15 protein-coding genes and 1 pseudogene are annotated in these 16,391 nt (G+C 46.2%); 13 read left to right on the forward strand and 3 right to left on the reverse strand.

What is annotated here, in order from left to right:
- The first annotated feature begins 111 nt into the window (after positions 1-111).
- Together NSS94_RS11195 and NSS94_RS11200 are read left to right on the forward strand one after the other, a co-directional pair.
- Positions 112-2,787 carry a YhgE/Pip domain-containing protein gene (locus NSS94_RS11195; RefSeq protein ID WP_029519102.1) on the forward strand — a complete coding sequence of 892 codons (2,676 nt, stop codon included), beginning with the start codon at positions 112-114 and terminating at the stop codon, positions 2,785-2,787.
- Between the two features lie 406 nt (positions 2,788-3,193).
- Positions 3,194-4,168: an aldo/keto reductase gene (locus tag NSS94_RS11200; RefSeq protein ID WP_340932044.1), complete on the forward strand. Its 975-nt coding sequence runs from the start codon at positions 3,194-3,196 to the stop codon at positions 4,166-4,168.
- A 150-nt stretch (positions 4,169-4,318) separates the two neighbouring features.
- On the opposite strand, the pseudogene NSS94_RS11205 reads toward NSS94_RS11200, so the two are convergent.
- A pseudogene (locus NSS94_RS11205) lies at positions 4,319-4,434 on the reverse strand (multidrug resistance efflux transporter family protein); the annotation flags it as partial.
- Between the two features lie 171 nt (positions 4,435-4,605).
- Between NSS94_RS11205 and NSS94_RS11210 the strand changes: the two are divergent.
- Complete coding sequence (locus tag NSS94_RS11210; protein WP_341039290.1) at positions 4,606-5,793, forward strand: GTP-binding protein; 1,188 nt, start codon at positions 4,606-4,608, stop codon at positions 5,791-5,793.
- Between the two features lie 5 nt (positions 5,794-5,798).
- On the opposite strand, the gene NSS94_RS11215 is transcribed toward NSS94_RS11210, so the two are convergent.
- Positions 5,799-6,704 (reverse strand): LysR family transcriptional regulator, encoded by a 906-nt coding sequence (locus NSS94_RS11215; RefSeq protein WP_340955303.1) that lies wholly within the window; start codon positions 6,702-6,704, stop codon positions 5,799-5,801.
- Between the two features lie 87 nt (positions 6,705-6,791).
- Here NSS94_RS11215 and NSS94_RS11220 point away from each other — a divergent pair, with 87 nt between their 5' ends.
- From NSS94_RS11220 to NSS94_RS11240, 5 genes are all read left to right on the forward strand, one after another.
- Positions 6,792-7,121, forward strand: a complete 330-nt coding sequence (locus NSS94_RS11220) for an antibiotic biosynthesis monooxygenase family protein (protein WP_013310063.1) — start codon at positions 6,792-6,794, stop codon at positions 7,119-7,121.
- 78 nt (positions 7,122-7,199) lie between these two features.
- Positions 7,200-8,219 carry an ATP-binding cassette domain-containing protein gene (locus NSS94_RS11225; RefSeq protein WP_165147309.1) on the forward strand — a complete coding sequence of 340 codons (1,020 nt, stop codon included), beginning with the start codon at positions 7,200-7,202 and terminating at the stop codon, positions 8,217-8,219.
- Positions 8,216-9,031, forward strand: coding sequence for an ABC transporter permease (locus tag NSS94_RS11230; RefSeq protein ID WP_341039291.1), 816 nt, complete (start codon positions 8,216-8,218; stop codon positions 9,029-9,031). The genes NSS94_RS11225 and NSS94_RS11230 overlap by 4 nt, the downstream gene beginning before the upstream one ends.
- 63 nt (positions 9,032-9,094) lie before the next feature.
- The gene (locus tag NSS94_RS11235) at positions 9,095-9,769 is read left to right on the forward strand and encodes a response regulator transcription factor (protein WP_341039293.1); all 675 of its coding nucleotides are present in this window, start codon (positions 9,095-9,097) and stop codon (positions 9,767-9,769) included.
- Positions 9,766-10,890, forward strand: a complete 1,125-nt coding sequence (locus tag NSS94_RS11240; protein WP_029519110.1) for a sensor histidine kinase — start codon at positions 9,766-9,768, stop codon at positions 10,888-10,890. The genes NSS94_RS11235 and NSS94_RS11240 overlap by 4 nt, the downstream gene beginning before the upstream one ends.
- 87 nt (positions 10,891-10,977) lie before the next feature.
- On the opposite strand, the gene NSS94_RS11245 is transcribed toward NSS94_RS11240, so the two are convergent.
- A complete protein-coding gene (locus tag NSS94_RS11245; RefSeq protein WP_029519112.1) occupies positions 10,978-11,847 on the reverse strand; it encodes a DUF421 domain-containing protein in 870 nt (289 codons plus the stop codon).
- 272 nt (positions 11,848-12,119) lie between these two features.
- On the opposite strand from NSS94_RS11245, the gene NSS94_RS11250 reads away from it, so the two are divergent.
- The 5 genes from NSS94_RS11250 to NSS94_RS11270 all read left to right on the forward strand — a co-directional run bounded on the left by NSS94_RS11250 (position 12,120) and on the right by NSS94_RS11270 (position 16,321).
- Complete coding sequence (locus NSS94_RS11250) at positions 12,120-12,389, forward strand: glutaredoxin family protein (RefSeq protein ID WP_029519113.1); 270 nt, start codon at positions 12,120-12,122, stop codon at positions 12,387-12,389.
- A 29-nt stretch (positions 12,390-12,418) separates the two neighbouring features.
- Positions 12,419-13,759, forward strand: a complete 1,341-nt coding sequence (locus tag NSS94_RS11255; RefSeq protein ID WP_069010216.1) for an LLM class flavin-dependent oxidoreductase — start codon at positions 12,419-12,421, stop codon at positions 13,757-13,759.
- A gap of 17 nt (positions 13,760-13,776) precedes the next feature.
- A complete protein-coding gene (gene ssuE / locus NSS94_RS11260) occupies positions 13,777-14,307 on the forward strand; it encodes an NADPH-dependent FMN reductase (protein WP_341039294.1) in 531 nt (176 codons plus the stop codon).
- Between the two features lie 111 nt (positions 14,308-14,418).
- Positions 14,419-15,309, forward strand: a complete 891-nt coding sequence (locus NSS94_RS11265; RefSeq protein WP_341039295.1) for a LysR family transcriptional regulator — start codon at positions 14,419-14,421, stop codon at positions 15,307-15,309.
- 160 nt (positions 15,310-15,469) lie between these two features.
- Positions 15,470-16,321: a transporter substrate-binding domain-containing protein gene (locus NSS94_RS11270; RefSeq protein ID WP_029519118.1), complete on the forward strand. Its 852-nt coding sequence runs from the start codon at positions 15,470-15,472 to the stop codon at positions 16,319-16,321.
- Positions 16,322-16,391 lie beyond the last annotated feature (70 nt).

The following is a 16,391-nucleotide window of genomic DNA, read 5'->3' on the forward strand; positions in this document are numbered from 1 at the left end:
CGCTTTTGGCATATATTGTAACAGGATTGGCTTCATTTGCTCGAATCGTTTACAATACGTGTGCATACAACACTGGACGACAGGTTAATGTACATACAAGGAGTGATGAAGTTGCGGAAGATATGGCAAATCTACTTAACAGACTGGAGAAATGTATTCAAAGTATCGACCGGGACTTTATTAGTCATTGGCATCATTCTTTTGCCTTCCGTCTATGCATGGGTGAATTTGAAAGCGATGTGGGATCCATATGCGAATACATCTGGAATTAAAATTGCAGTTACCAGCCAAGATCAGGGTGCAGAAGTGAATGGTAAGAAGATTAATATCGGCGATGAGGTTTTGCATAACCTTCAAAATAACAAGAAGCTGGGTTGGACTTTTGTGAATGAAGCGGAAGCACGGAAAGGTGTGTTGGATGGTGATTATTATGCCAGCCTGCTGATCCCGAAAGACTTTTCAGAGAAAATTACGAGTGTGCTGACGGAAAATCCGCAAAAGCCGGAAATTGATTACGCCGTAAATGAAAAAATTAATGCAGTAGCTCCGAAAATTACATCTTCGGGGGCAACCTCTCTGACGAACCAGATTAGCCAAAACTTTATTGAAACTGCCAGCCAGGCGGTATTGACGAAGTTGAAGGATGCTGGAGTAAAGTTGGAGGAGGAACTCCCGACAATTCGTAACATTGAAAACCGGGTGTTGGAGCTAAATAATCGACTACCGGATATCGATAGGTTGGGCAAACAGGCCTTGGAGCTGGAGCGAAATTTGCCGAAAATTAAGGCGCAGGGACAAAAGATTATCGCATTGAAGGAGAAAATTCCTGAAATTAACCGCGCCGGTGACCTGGTGCTCAAAATTGACAAAAACATGCCTGAGCTGGACAAGGTAGCCGCTGTTATTTTAGATATCCAAAAAAGACTACCTGATATTCAAAAGGCTGGTGATCGAATTGTTGAACTGGATCAAAATTTTAGCAAGGTAGAAAGCGCACTGACCACCGCCCTGGAGGATACGCAAACGGCTCTTAAAGTTATTAATGCTGCCCAGAGGGCACTGCCAGAAGTACAGCAGATAGCGGACACAGGCAAGGACTTTACAACCGGTTTACTTGAATTTCTGGACAAAAATGAGGGTGCGCTTGATTCGATAGGTACAGTAGTTAAAGAAGATTTACAACTGGTACAACAAATTGCGAATGAGGTTTCTCAGATTACAGACATCATTCGTGGTGTGGATTTTGATCCTAAAGCAGCACAAGCTGCGGTGAATCGTGTCAGCGGTAGGCTGACAACTGCCGTGGGGGTGCTGGATCATATTTCTCAATTGCTGAACCGTGTGAACGGATACTTGCCAAGTCAACCTCTGGATTCACTTATTTCCCGTGTGGGCGGGGTGGAGGATCGTTTCCGCCGTCTGAATAGCACAGTAACTAGTATCGGGAATGCCATCCAGCGCGGTGAAAAGCCTGCGCAAAATCTGCTGGATGACACTGATCGCCTTGCTGGAGAAATCAGTAGCGGAATTGACAACATTTTGGGCAATTATGATACGGAGTATGCACCCGCCATTCAAAAGGCGCTAGATCAGATCAAATCCGTAGCCCGCAATTCTGCCAATGTGCTGACTACAGCTCAAGAGCAGCTACCGAATATTGAAAAGCTATTAAATGACGCACAGGCTGCAGCAGAATTCGGCCAGCAAGAGCTAACACGTCTCCAGCAGGATCTGCCACAATACCGTCAGAAACTGCATGAAGCGGCGACAATGATTCAGGGACGTATGGGCGAGTTTACGAATGCTGTGAACAAAGCAGCAGACTTCGTAAATAACGATTTGCCGACGGTTAAAAGTAAAATTCATCAGGCGGCAGATTTTGTGCGTAATGATTTGCCCAAAGCGGAACAACAGTTTGTCAAAATGGCTGACTTAATTGAAAATAAATTTCCTGAAGCGGAAAAAGCGGTGCACCAAGTGGCCAATTTTGTAAGGACCGATCTTCCAGCTGCCGAGGATTCCATACGTCAGGCTGCAGACACCATTCGCAAGCTTAAGGGCGAAAATGCACTCGGACGCGCTATTGCATTGCTCAAGGGGGATGTGAAAAAGGAAAGTGAGTTTCTCGGCAGTCCGGTATCGTTGAAGCAGGAACGGATATATCCAATCCCTAACTATGGTTCTGCGATGTCACCTTTTTACACTACATTGTCGATTTGGGTAGGTGCGATGCTACTGGTATCAATGTTCAGGGTAGATGTGGATGACCCGGAAGGACAATTTAAAAGCTACCAAGTGTATTTCGGACGGTTGATGACATTCTCCACAATTGGTATTTTTCAGGCGCTGAGCGTATCTCTCGGTGACTTGTTCCTGCTCGGGGCGTATGTGGATGCCAAAGTAGCCTTTGTACTGTCCTCTATGCTGATCAGTCTGGTGTTTACGGCGATGACCTATACACTAGTTTCTGTGTTCGGCAATATCGGCAAGGGACTGGCGGTCATCCTGCTGGTGCTTCAATTCTCCAGTTCAGGAGGGACGTTCCCGATTGCGACGAGTACACCATTCTTTCAGGCGCTGAATCCATTTGTACCATTTACCTATGCGGTTAGTCTGTTACGAGAGACAGTAGGAGGGATGTTGGCTTCAACGGTGATACGGGATGTGGTGATGCTGTTTGTATTTATCGGTGTTTGCTTCCTGTTTGGATTGGTGTTGAAGAAGCCGCTCAGCAAGCATACGAAAAAAATGGCCGAGCGAGCCAAAGAAACGAAATTAATTCCTTGATTGTTAAAAAAAGAATGAGTTACGGGGGCTGAAGTGAGCCGCTCCGCGAAGGATTTGATCTTACGATCGCTGTTGCCACGGGATTCTTTGGATTAGATAGACATGAAAAGGTAAGAATCCCGTGGCAAAGGCGAACGCTCCGCTTCTCCAGATTCAAATCCTAAGCTCTGCTGGCATCCGCCGTAAAGTCACTTTCTTTAACATTCGGCGGGTAGTACGGGGAGGTGGCCTCCGCATGTTATGCTTCGGCATGGTGCGGAGGCTTTTTTGCATGCGCTATCCAATCTTTAAATTGCATTGGGGGTGTTTCAATGCGGTTTGTTCTGGTGAATAAACGGAGTATGGTCTTTTTTTGGCATGTAATTTTGCGGAATTTTAAAATCCTTAGGCAAAGGCGGGAGGTAGTATGGAGTATTCATACTTAGGAAAGTCAGGCTTAAAGGTGAGTCGGTTATGTCTGGGGACGATGAATTTCGGACCAGAAACCGAAGAAAAGGATGCGTTTAAAATTATGGATGCCGCGCTGGATGCGGGCATTAACTTTTTTGATACGGCTAATGTATATGGCCATGACCGTAAAGGTTGGACAGAGGAAATTATCGGACGTTGGTTCCAGCAGGGCGGCGGAAGACGCGAGAAGGTCGTGTTGGCAACGAAGGTATACGGAGATATGAAAAATGAACATGACGGACCCAATGCAGGATCAGGCTTGTCTGCTTACAAAATTCGCCGCCATTTGGATGCGTCTCTGAAACGTCTGCAGACCGACCATGTAGAGCTATACCAAATGCATCACATTGACCGAAACGTGTCATGGGATGAGCTGTGGGGCGTATTCGAGTCCGTGGTGGATCGGGGACAAGTTGGTTATATCGGTTCCAGTAATTTTGCGGGCTGGCATATTGCGGTGGCGCAGGCCGAAGCGAAGGCACGGCGTTTTCTGGGGCTTGTATCCGAGCAGCATTTGTACAACTTGAACGAACGTTCCGCCGAGCTTGAAGTATTACCGGCAGCTCAAGAGCTGGGGCTGGGTGTGATTCCATGGAGCCCGCTGGCGGGCGGACTGCTGGGACGGAATGCGTTAGCAGGTACTGGTTCTCGCAGCGCACGCGCCAAGGAAAAGGTGGAGCAGAATCGTGCGAAGCTGGAGCAATTTGCAGTATTGTCCCGCGAGCTGGGTGAAAAGGAAGACGTGATTGCACTGGCTTGGGTACTGTCCCATCCGGCTGTAACGGCTCCAATTATCGGACCACGGACCTTAGAACAGTTAGAGGATGCTCTACGGGTACCTGAGGTCAAATTGAGCGAAGATGTGCTTGCCAAGCTGAATGAGATTTTCCCGGGTCCGGGAAAACCTGCGCCAGAAGCCTACGCTTGGTAATAATACTTTGTACTCGTCATAAAGCATCATTCTTTGTTAGAAATCATCGGCAAAAAGCAGCAGATCAGGAGCCTCTCTTTGATCTGCTGCTTTTTTCTGGTGCCTGATCCACATTTGAACGACCATGGCAAAAATATATATGCGCTAAAACAAAAAGATTAATTCTCCCATTAATGCAAAATAACTTCCAGAGATTGTATTGCTTCTACGGTCGCCAGTTTGTGCATATTTCCACGAACCTGATCTGTAGCTTTAAAAAATAAAACTCTTTAAATATCGTTATTTCTCATATTAATAATAACTTAGGTCATTCATTTCAAGAGTTTTTTTACGGTTGACAAGGCAAAAGGGATGCTGTATATTACTGAAAGTTGATGTTAATAGTAATCATTACGATTTAAAGAATGAAAAACTAATATTCAAGGGAGGGTACCAGCATGAATAAGAAACCAATACCGGTAACCGTGTTGAGCGGATATTTGGGTGCAGGAAAAACAACGATTTTGAATCATGTATTAAACAATCGGGACGGAATGAAAGTAGCAGTCATCGTCAATGACATGAGTGAAGTGAATATAGATGCTGAGCTGGTTAAAAAAGAGGGCGGCTTGTCCAGAACAGAAGAGAAACTGGTCGAGTTGTCTAATGGTTGTATTTGCTGTACATTGCGTGAAGATTTATTGTTGGAGGTCAAGAAGCTGACGGAACAAGGCGAGTTTGATTATATTTTAATCGAATCTACAGGCATCAGTGAACCTGTGCCAATCGCTCAAACCTTTACGTACGCCGATGAAGGAACTGGCATTGATTTGGCATCGCTGGCAAAACTGGATTGCATGGTGACCGTTGTAGATGCGAACCGTTTCTGGCATGATTTTGAATCAGGAGAAACGCTACTGGATCGCAGGCAGGCTACTGGTGAAGACGACACGCGTGATATCTCGGACTTGCTCATAGACCAGATTGAAACCTGTGATGTATTGATTCTGAATAAGTGCGATCTGGTTCAATCTGCGGAGCTGGACAAGCTGGAGGGTGTGCTGCGGAGATTACAGCCTGAAGCCCGAATCATTCGTACTTCCAAGGGAAAGGTCGCTCCTTCGGACATTTTGAATACAGGGCTGTTCAATTTTGACAAGGCTAGTCAATCCGCTGGATGGATTCGGGAGCTGGAGCTTGAAAGCCATACACCGGAAACGGACGAATATGGGATAAATTCCTTTGTATATCGTCGTAGAAGACCATTTCATCCTGCAAGATTGGCTGAATTTATGAACTATTGGCCGGAGGAGATCGTTCGCGCCAAAGGTTTGGCCTGGATTGCAACCCCGCAGGATTGGGCAGCGAGTATTAGTCAGGCAGGACCATCTATTCAATTTGGCCCTGCGGGAAGCTGGCTTGCTGCATTATCCGAAGAAGAACGGCAGGAGATCGTTGCAGCTGACCCTGAGGCTCTGGACCAATGGGATGAACAATGGGGCGATCGCATGAACGAAATCGTCATGATCGGTATCGGAATGAATCGACCGGACTTGGAAGAAGAGCTAGATGAATGTCTGCTGAACGATAATGAAATGGATATGGACTGGTCCAGTTTTGAAAATCCGCTTCCTTGGCCGACATGATGAAGCTAGTTGATCCATTCATTAATAAAGTCCATACATTTTTTAGCTGCTGGAGAAACATTTTTTAAGGAAGCGGTAGCGATACCGATAGTACGGGAATGCCTCTCATCCAATGGACGAATAGAGATGTCGTAAGGAATGTGAGACAGGATCATTTCAGGAAGAATACTCACGCCTAGTCCATTCTGCACCATAGCCATAATCGCATGGTCATCTTCTAATTCATATTTGATTTTAGGTGACATATTATGCTGTGAAAAAATATTCCTTACATCGGTGTCACAGCCTGCAACAGGCATAATAAAAGGCTCATCTCTGAGCTGTTCTACTCGAATGGAGGCTTGCTTTCCCAGAATATGATCGGAAGGAAGTAGACAAAGCATGCTTTCTTCTTTTAAGGGCAACGCCTCTAATGTGTCTAGCGTGGGGAGGTTCACAAAGCCGAAATCAGCCTCCCCACTGATTATCCAGCTCTCAATTTCATGGTAGTTCCCATCGAGCAGTTTTATTTCAATAAGAGGAAACTGCTCATTGAATTTTTTTAGAATACGGGGCAGCCAATGAATAGAGACGCTTGAAAATGTGCCGATCTTTACGGTTCCGATTTCCAATCCTTTAATTAGAGCTACCTCTTGGTAGAGCTTTTCGTCCATTTGTACGATCTCTCTAAATTGCTTCATCAATCTTTCCCCGTTATTGGTCAATCTGATGCCTGAACGACCTCGGATCAGAAGAGTCAACCCTAGCTCATGTTCCAATCCAGAGATCGCATGGCTGATTGCTGATTGTGTAAGATTTAAAACTTCCCCGGCCTTTGTGAAACTTCCCATTTCAACTACGCAAAGAAAAATCTTATATTTAAACAAATTCGTGTTCACTCCTATTTTTAATGAAATATATTCATGTATCATATCAGATATATTCATTTTTTTTATTTAATATTTATGATTATAATCAAATGAAAGAAAGGTTATATATTTTTGTTTTAGGAGGAACATATGAACTCAATTGCTAAAACTCCTCGGCCACCCTATTATGCGGCTATCTTTACTTCTGAACGTACGGAAGGAGATGGCGGATACGGAGTGATGGGAGACAAAATGGTGGAACTGGCTGCCGAGCAGCCTGGTTTTCTAGGTGTGGAAAGTGTTCGTGATCACAATGGAGTAGGCATCACAGTTTCCTATTGGGAGTCTCTAGACGCTATAAAAAATTGGAAACATAACGAGCTGCACAAGGTAGCGCAGGAAAAAGGGAAATCCGAGTGGTATAAAACATTTGGTTTAAGAGTGAGCAAGGTAGAACGAGATTATTTTTTTACAGTGTAAATAGGTTCAATATCTTTCTATTCATATTCAGTTCATAAACGTGGGTTATTCTCGCTATAGAAACCGTATAGGGAGGATATGAATGTGGATTATACAGACAAAAAAGAGACCTTGGCCATTGAAGCAAGGGGACTCGTTAAAACTTTTGGTGATAAGCATGCGGTTGACGGTGTCGATTTGAATGTCCATGCTGGCACGATCTACGGTGTGCTCGGCCCTAATGGAGCAGGTAAGACGACTACCATCCGAATGCTGTCAACGTTATTGCGACCTGATGGTGGATCAGCGCGTATCTTCGGGCACGATGTAGTAAAGGAGCCGCAGGTTGTGCGTCAATTGATCGGGGTAACAGGCCAATACGCATCGGTCGATGAGTCGCTTAGCGCTACTGAGAACTTGATCATCTTCTCTAGACTGCTTGGACTGGGACGTGCCGAGGCGCGTCATAAGGCAGCGGAGCTGTTGGAGGAATTTGGCTTGGCCGAAGCAGCCAAGCGACCGTTAAAAAATTTTTCGGGAGGCATGCGCCGCCGACTGGACTTGGCCGCCAGTCTCATCGCTAAGCCGCCGCTGATCTTCCTGGATGAGCCGACTACCGGACTAGACCCGCGCACGCGTGTCAAGATGTGGGACACGATCCGGCGTCTGGTCAAGACCGGTTCCACCGTACTGCTCACTACCCAGTACCTCGACGAGGCGGATCAACTTGCTGACCGAATCGCGGTGATCGATCATGGCCGGGTAGTCGCTGAGGGTACGGTGGATGAACTGAAAGCGGCAGTGGGGGCGTCGACTCTGCAACTCAAAGTGCAAAATCAACAGGACATTGAGAGAGCTGTTCAGATCGTTGAACAGGTGCTTTCAGTCAAGTCCAGCGTGTCAGTGGAAGTTGGAAAGATTATTTCTCCGATGGCCAATGCAGATCGGGTAACGGACCTGCTGATTGCCCTCCGTACTGGAGAGATTCGTCTAGCAGAAATGAGTGTGCAAAAGCCGACGCTTGACGAGGTGTTTTTGTCCATCACTGGTCATGGGGCACAAGTAAACGAGCAGCAGACGTCCCAAGGAGCGCATGCTGGGGAGGGGGCGAGAGCATGAAGAGCACTACGGTTATGACAGGTTTTGATCGCACATTGAAGAAGTCTGTGAGTTTAAGACAGGCGTTCTTCAATTCCATGACGATGGCCTACCGGGGCATTCTGAAGATCCGGCATACTCCCGAGCAATTGTTTGATGTCACGCTCCAGCCGATCATTTTCACACTTATGTTTACCTATATCTTTGGTGGCGCCATCTCAGGAGACGTGCAGCATTATTTGCCGGTTATTATTCCAGGCATCCTCGTGCAGACTGTGATCTCGACCTCCGTCGTTACCGGCGTCCAACTACGTGAGGATATGGACAAAGGAGTGTTCGACAGGTTCAAGTCACTCCCAATCGCACGTATTGCGCCTTTGGCTGGAGCTCTGCTGGCTGACAGTATCCGGTATACTATTGCGACTGTACTTACCTTCGCCATGGGGTATATTTTGGGGTATCGGCCAGAGGGAGGGCTGCTGAGTGTTGCTATCGCCGCGCTTTTGGTCATCGTGTGTTCCTGGGCAGTCAGCTGGATTTTCGCCTTCTTTGGCGTGATTGCCCGCACTGCTTCCAGTGTACAGGGCATCTCCATGATTGTTCTGTTTCCGCTCACTTTTGTTTCCAACGCATTTGTGCCTGTGGACACAATGCCTGGTTGGCTACAGTGGTTTGTGAACGTTAACCCGATTTCACATCTTGTGAACGCAGTCAGGGAGCTTGCGAATACGGGAACGATTGGCGGGGAACTGGCGATCTCCCTGCTTGGCGCTACAGTCATTGTGGCGATCTTCGCGCCGCTTACGGTGCGTGCATATATGCGTAAAGCATAAGATGGCAGTCTTCTTGACGAGGATGAGAGATTTAAGGCAGAACTAGTTAGGGGGGGGATTGAAATGGCGCGTGTATTGGTCGTTGATGATGATCCGCATATTCGCGAAATGGTCGGACACTTTTTGAGGATGGAAGGTCTGGATGTAGTCGAGGCGGTGGATGGATTGGACGCGATGCGCATTTTTGAGCAAATCAAGGTCGATTTACTTGTTCTTGATATCATGATGCCGGGAATGGATGGTTGGGAGTTGTGCCGTAAGCTGAGAGAGCAAACCGACCTGCCGCTGCTTATGCTTACAGCTAAAAGCGAGACGTCACAGATCGTGAAAGGTTTCGCGCTCGGAACGGACGACTATCTTGTCAAGCCATTCGACCCCATGGTGCTTGTTGCACGCGTGAAGGCTTTATTAAAACGCTATCGTATCATGGTTTCCAAATCAGTGACTGTCGGAGATCTTGTCCTGCGGAGTGATACATTTGAATGCCGGGCTGGGCAAGAGGAGTTTACCCTGCCGCGCAAGGAATTTGAGCTGCTCTTCAAGCTGGCCAGCTATCCTGGCAAAACCTTTACCCGCGACCAGTTGATCGAACAGATCTGGGGTTATGATTATGAGGGAGACGAAAGAACGGTTGATGTCCATATCAAACGCCTTCGGGAACGGTTTCTGGAGGCAAGCCACTCCTTCCGGATCAGTACGATCCGAGGATTGGGTTATCGGCTGGAGGTAAGGCAATGAAACGAGAACCGGGATTCCTCCATATCCTTGCGAGACTCATGCTGGTGTTATTGGTGCTGTATCTCAGCTGGACTGCCGCGTTCTTTATTATGGAGGCGATCTATTCGCACATGTCATGGGCTCCCCATGGTTTGTTCGTCTTTCTTATGAATACGACGCTAGGCTTTTTCTTCTTCGGTATTATCAGTATGACGGTAAGGCGCTTCTTCCAGCCTAGAGAACAGCACGCTTTTACCGAAATGATCGATGCTTTAAAACGTATTTCGCAAGGAGACTTTCACATTAATCTGGATTGGGATCTCGGCGGGAGGAACGGAAAACATCGGAGGCCGCATCCTTATGTACAGTTGGTGGACAGTATCAATGATATGGCTGCAAATCTGAAGGCTATGGAAAAGCTGCGGGAGGAGTTTATTTCAAACGTATCCCATGAAATCGGCTCACCGCTGACCTCGATAATCGGATTCGCCAAGGCGCTCAAGGACGAGAATCTGGATCGTGAGCAGCGAGACCGGTATTTGACGATCATCGAGACGGAGTGTATTCGTCTATCCAAGCTAAGCGATAATCTCATGAAGCTGGCGATTCTGGATTCGGAGCGGCATCCGTTTCGTCCGTCCCTTTATCGGCTGGACAAGCAGCTGATTTCGCTTATTCTCGCCTGCGAACCGCAATGGGAGGCTAAAAAAATCGAGATGACTGTTGAGGTGGATATCGTTGAGATTAACGCGGACGAGGATCTGATGGGCCAGGTTTGGGTAAATCTCCTTCACAATGCCATTAAATTTACACCACAGGGTGGAAGCATATCTGTTTCTCTTTCAAGTAACGGTGAACAGGCGGTTATCCGCATTGCGGACACGGGACAGGGCATCAACGAACAGGATCAGCAACGCATTTTTGAACGGTTTTATAAAGCAGACCAGTCACGGGCCCGAACTGCAGGAGGCAGCGGCTTGGGACTGTCCATTGCTTATAAAATAACAGAGATGCATACCGGCTCTATCTCTGTATCCAGCAAGGTGGGAGAAGGAACGGTATTTACGGTTATGCTGCCGCTGCGCCGGCAAGGAATGAAAGGCAGCAACAACTGTGAAATGTACACCGGCACAGTAATATAAAAAGGAGCGTCTTCAAAGCCATAAGCGGCTGAAGGACGCTCCTTTTTAACTCCCATGCTTATACTCTTATGTTATATACGTATAAGCTCAGGATTTAGATGAATTTACCGGCTGCATTTCCTGGATAGCTTCCTTCAAGTTGTGTGAGCATAGCTCATACAACTGTTTCCTTTGCTGTTCGCTGGAATTCGTAGCCAGTTTTTGCAGCTCGGTTGTACATTGCTGCAGCAGCGTCAGCACAGCTTGATTCGAATCCTGTGCCTTGGACATCTGTACATTATCACTGTATTGGTCAATATATAGCTCCCCTTGCGTGTCCACCTGCGCGAAAAACACATCTTTGACCGTCAGGCTCTTTTCCTTTAGCTTGGCATCCAGCCATTGTTGAGTAATCCCCATATATGCCATTTGTTGCTCCATAAGTTGTCCATCCATAATGACTGCTGTGGGTTCCTTCTCCGGTAGCTGAAACATATTCAAATCTTTAAGCGTTACAGGCTGCTTGTCTTTGGTTAACAGCACATTGACTTCGCCACTGGTTTCCATGAGAGCAAATTCTACATCAGATACTTTGAATACATTCTTGCTTCGTAGCTGCTCCATGAGTTCATCCAGGGTGAGCCGTTCCTTTCTCAGATTATCCTCTAAAATTTTGCCGTCTTTGATCAGGATTGTTGTCCTTCCATCTGTTATATCTCTGATTTTCTTGCTTTTAATTTGCAAATATTCAATGCCAAGTGTTGTCAGTACCCATACTGACAAGGCTATGAGGCCTAGATACCAGGTGGATTCACGCTCCATAGGAATGGTAGCAGCCAGGTTACCTATCGTGATTCCTGTTATATATTCGAACAAGGAAAGCTGGGATACCTGACGTTTTCCAAGAATTTTGGTGATTAAAAATAATATAGCGACAGCCATTAATGTGCGTATAGCAACCTCGGCCCAATCCTGCATTTACTCAACCCCATTTCATTTCGCCACAAGGGCGCTACTATTCCAAGGATATCCGCGTCAAGGCACATTTAAACTCCAATTCCCCTAAATTTAAATAACTGAGCTACCAATAAACCGATTAAATACGATATAAGATTAAAATTTTCTATCGTTGAATTAGCAATGTCTATTACACAAGCGATTGACGGAAAAGGGTCGGCAGGATACATTATAAATATAATCCTTATTTAATTCATCGGAATTATAAACATTAAGCTCACGGAGGTATGTATATGTCGTCCAAACCTAAAGTTGTATTGTGGAGCAAAACCGGCTGTCATTTTTGTGGAGAGATCAAATCGTACCTGGAATCCCAAAATCAGCCGTATGAAAATATCCAAGTGGACGGAAATGATGCGCTGCGTGACGTGCTGGAAACCAAATATGGTGTTCGTTATGTTCCTGTCGTCGAAGTAGGCGGGGATAACAAATATGAAGCCCTGCTCAACCCGGATCTGGAAGAGTTGGGTAAAGTGCTGGAAAGTTACAATCAAGTGGTATAACAATCATGTTCAAGAGAGGTGGAAGAGTTATGGCTAAGAATAAACAAATTAAATTTGGTGCGATTATTCACGGCGTTGGGGGAAGCATGACGACTTGGCGTCACCCTGAAGTACCTGCGGACGCGAGTGTTAACTTTGAATTTTATAAAACGCAGGCGCAAAAGGCAGAGGAAGGAAAGTTCGACCTCGTATTTATCGCAGATGGCCTGTTCATTAACGAAAAATCCATTCCTCACTTTCTGAACCGTTTTGAGCCAATTACGATTTTGTCTGCTTTGGCTGGAGTGACGAAGCATATCGGACTGGTTGGCACATTGTCGACTTCCTATAGCGAACCGTTCACGGTAGCACGCCAGTTTTCTTCCATTGATCATATTAGCGGAGGTCGTGCAGGCTGGAATGTGGTGACTTCCCCGCTGGAAGGCTCTGCCCTTAACTTTAGCAAAGGCGAGCACCCGTCGCATCCGCAGCGCTATAAAATTGCAGAGGAATATTTACAGGTTACGAAAGGACTGTGGGACTCGTGGGAAGCGGATGCGTTCGTTCGTGATAAGGAAGCTGGAGTATTTTTTGATCCTGAAAAGCTGCATACATTGAACCATAAAGGTGAGTTTTTCTCTGTGCAGGGTCCGCTGAACATTGGACGATCCAAGCAGGGACAGCCGGTTATTTTCCAGGCAGGTTCCTCCGAGGATGGCAAAAACCTGGCCGCTAAGGAAGCGGATGCTGTATTTACAGGACATGAAACGTTAGAGGAAGCGCAGCAGTTTTATCGTGATGTGAAAGAACGTGCGGTACGCTATGGTAGATCCGAAGAGGATATTGTCATTTTGCCGGGCATATCGCCGATTATTGGCAATACAACGGAGGAAGCGGAACGTAAGTATGAAGAGATCACTAATCTGGTGACGATTGAGGCTGCGCTAAAATATTTGGGACGTTTCTTCGATCATCATGATTTCTCACAATATCTGCTGGATGAGCCATTCCCTGAGCTTGATGGTATTGGCAGCAATGCGTTCCGCAGCGGTACAGATAAAATCAAACGAGTAGCCAAGGAACAAAACTTGACCTTACGCGAGGTTGCGTTGCGTTCAGCTACACCGAGAACCTCTTTTATCGGAACCGCTGAGCAGGTGGCGGATCGAGTGCAGGAGTGGTTTGATAGAAAAGGAGCAGACGGATTCATTATTGGTTCTGATGTACCATCGGGTCTGCATGACTTCATAAATCTGGTTGTGCCTATTTTGCAGGAACGCGGTGTGTACCGTCAGGATTATGAATTTAGCACACTGCGTGAAAACTTGGGCGTGCCTATACCTGAGAACCGCTACACAGCGGCCAGATCCAAAGTGAAGGTTGACGCATAACAGAAGGAGGAAAAAATATGTCCAAGGTTGTCATCCTATCAGGCAGTCCGTCTACACAATCCCGTTTATACGGCTTGATTCACTATACAACGGAGCAGTTGCAGCAGGCTGGAGCGGAGGTCACATTACTGAATGTGGTCGACTTGCCAGCGGAGGATCTAGTCACAGCTAACTTTAACAGCCCCGACATCACAGCATCACTTGCGCTGATTGCAGCAGCGGATGCCGTCATTGTGGCTTCTCCAGTCTATAAGGCGTCCTATTCAGGACTATTGAAAATCTTTCTGGATTTGGTTCCGCAGGAGGGACTAAGAGGGAAACCTGTCTTGCCTTTATTTATCGGAGGCACACTGGCTCACCTGCTGGTCATTGACTATGCATTGAAGCCGGTTATCAATGCACTGGGCGGAAGACATATTCTTGGCGGGGTGTATGCAGTGGATCAGTGGGTCGAACGTCTGCCAGATGGACTATACGGGTTGTCCGAAGAATTGGTTGCACGGTTGGAACGTTCTGTTAAAGAATTAAATGAGCTATTAAAATTATAGATATTTTTTTCAATATGTCCATTGACAGGTCGTTCAGTGAGTTTTATGATACAAAAAAACCGAGTTAACATATTGGATAAGTGTATATAAAACTTACTGGGGGACTTGCGTATGAATATCGAGAATATGGAAGCCTTTGTATACGTGAATCATTATGGGAGCTTTAACAAGGCGGCAGAAGCCTTGTTCTTGTCCCAGCCCTCTGTTACAGCCCGGATTCAGACGCTAGAGCGCGAGCTAGAATGCAAGCTGTTCGACCGCCAAAGTAAGCAAACGGTTTTGACGGAGGATGGACGAAAGTTTCTTCCTTATGCGGAGCAGATGCTTCAGGTGCTGCAAAAAGGGAAGCAAAAGCTCCAACAGCGTAATAAAGCCCCTCAGCAAATTCGAATTGGCTGCACGATATCGGTGTCGAACTATATCATTCCTGAAATATTAAAGCAGCTTCGTGTCCGTTATCCGGAGGTTAACTACAAAATTGTGACGGCTACGACGGATCAACTGCTACATAAACTGTTGAACCGTGAGGTAGACATTAGTTTTGTCCGTAAAGTGATGCATCCGGCTATCCGTACGCTTGCTTTTTATGAAGATCCGATTTCTCTGTATGTATACGACGGCCATCCGTTTATGAAGACAGGAAAGGCCAGCATACAGGATATTCAACGTGAAACACTGGTGTTTTTCGAATGTGGATCACTAGATTGGATGAGAATTCATCGCGCTTTTGAATCACTGGAGCAGCCCCCGGACATTGCTTTTCAGGTAGACAATGTGGTCACGGCCAAAAAGCTGGTATTGGAAGAAGCGGGTATTGCCTTTTTGCCGGATGTCTGTGTGAACCGTGAAGTGAAAGATCAGAAACTGTTCCGTATCCATGTTCCAGAGGTAGCTGGGGTGTCGATGCAGATTAGCATAATAGCGACCAAAGAAGACTGTGCAGTGACCTCGGATTTTGCAGATGCACTGACAGAAGGTTTCCGGGGTGCTGTTTTGTTATAGAAAAGTTCTATAGCTTGGTGGATTGACGTATAGGTTTCCAGGTGTTAAATTAGTCACATCCTAAAACCGATTAAACTCATAGGGATTATGAATTATTGAATGTTGTAGCTACCATGTATGTCGCAAACTGCTGATATACAAAGAGATGAGGGGGATTCATATGAAAAAGTGGTTTGCAATATTGTCTGTTATGGCAATCATCCTGGTGTTGGCAGGCTGCGGTTCCTCAGATAACGCGTCTAGCGCGTCAGGTTCGAGCGGAGACGTGAAGAAAATTATCGTAGGCACAGGTACTCAATTCAAAAATGTATGCTTTATTGACGAAAACGGAAATTTAACAGGTTTTGATGTGGAGCTGATTAAGGAGCTGGACAAGCGCCTGCCTCAATACGAGTTTGAATTCAAAACGATGGACTTTGGAAATTTGCTGCTAAGTCTCGATGCCGGCAAGATTGATCTGGTATCGCATCAAATGGAAAAAAACCCGGAGCGCGAAGCCAAGTATCTGTTCAACAAAAATCCATATAGCATTTTTCTGAACAGAGTCGCTGTAGCGAAGGATAACAATACCATTCATTCCATTGATGATTTGAAAGGGAAAAAGGTACTTACCAGCCCAACCAGCAATGCGGCGTATGTGCTAAAAGAATATAACAAAAACCATGGAGATGCCCTGAATATCGTTTATACGAGTGGTGCGGCCAATGATACGGTGCAACAAATTACGAGTGGCCGTATAGATGCTACCGTTACGACAGACTTTGCGAACCGTTTTAACACCGATGAAAAAGGAGAAGTAGCTCTGAAAACCGTTGGTGATCCTTTGACTCAATCGGATGTACTGTATGTACTGAATAAAAATGAGCAAGGATTGGCGGATGACCTGGACAAAGCCATTCAGGAAGTGAAGGACGACGGTACGCTGTCGAAGCTGAGCATTAAATGGCTTGGAGAGGATTTCACGAAGTCTCTGGAAGATGTGAAAAAGGAAGGTAACAGCAGTAAAAAGTAAGGATAGACTTGGACATTTCAGCGGTCAGGGTACTCTATGTATTCTGACCGCTGATGTATAGAAAGGGGGC

The sequence above is a fragment of the Paenibacillus sp. FSL L8-0644 genome (genome assembly GCF_038008165.1).
Taxonomy (GTDB): Bacteria; Bacillota; Bacilli; order Paenibacillales; family Paenibacillaceae; genus Paenibacillus; species Paenibacillus polymyxa_D.

Coding starts and splice junctions, on each gene's coding strand:
- NSS94_RS11250 (WP_029519113.1), top strand. CDS start 12,120: ATGTCGTCCAAACCTAAAGTTGTATTGTGGAGCAAAACCGGCTGTCAT.
- NSS94_RS11270 (WP_029519118.1), top strand. CDS start 15,470: ATGAAAAAGTGGTTTGCAATATTGTCTGTTATGGCAATCATCCTGGTG.
- ssuE (WP_341039294.1), top strand. CDS start 13,777: ATGTCCAAGGTTGTCATCCTATCAGGCAGTCCGTCTACACAATCCCGT.
- NSS94_RS11240 (WP_029519110.1), top strand. CDS start 9,766: ATGAAACGAGAACCGGGATTCCTCCATATCCTTGCGAGACTCATGCTG.
- NSS94_RS11210 (WP_341039290.1), top strand. CDS start 4,606: ATGAATAAGAAACCAATACCGGTAACCGTGTTGAGCGGATATTTGGGT.
- NSS94_RS11265 (WP_341039295.1), top strand. CDS start 14,419: ATGAATATCGAGAATATGGAAGCCTTTGTATACGTGAATCATTATGGG.
- NSS94_RS11255 (WP_069010216.1), top strand. CDS start 12,419: ATGGCTAAGAATAAACAAATTAAATTTGGTGCGATTATTCACGGCGTT.
- NSS94_RS11225 (WP_165147309.1), top strand. CDS start 7,200: ATGAATGTGGATTATACAGACAAAAAAGAGACCTTGGCCATTGAAGCA.
- NSS94_RS11215 (WP_340955303.1), bottom strand. CDS start 6,704: ATGATACATGAATATATTTCATTAAAAATAGGAGTGAACACGAATTTG.
- NSS94_RS11235 (WP_341039293.1), top strand. CDS start 9,095: ATGGCGCGTGTATTGGTCGTTGATGATGATCCGCATATTCGCGAAATG.
- NSS94_RS11220 (WP_013310063.1), top strand. CDS start 6,792: ATGAACTCAATTGCTAAAACTCCTCGGCCACCCTATTATGCGGCTATC.
- NSS94_RS11245 (WP_029519112.1), bottom strand. CDS start 11,847: ATGCAGGATTGGGCCGAGGTTGCTATACGCACATTAATGGCTGTCGCT.
- NSS94_RS11230 (WP_341039291.1), top strand. CDS start 8,216: ATGAAGAGCACTACGGTTATGACAGGTTTTGATCGCACATTGAAGAAG.
- NSS94_RS11200 (WP_340932044.1), top strand. CDS start 3,194: ATGGAGTATTCATACTTAGGAAAGTCAGGCTTAAAGGTGAGTCGGTTA.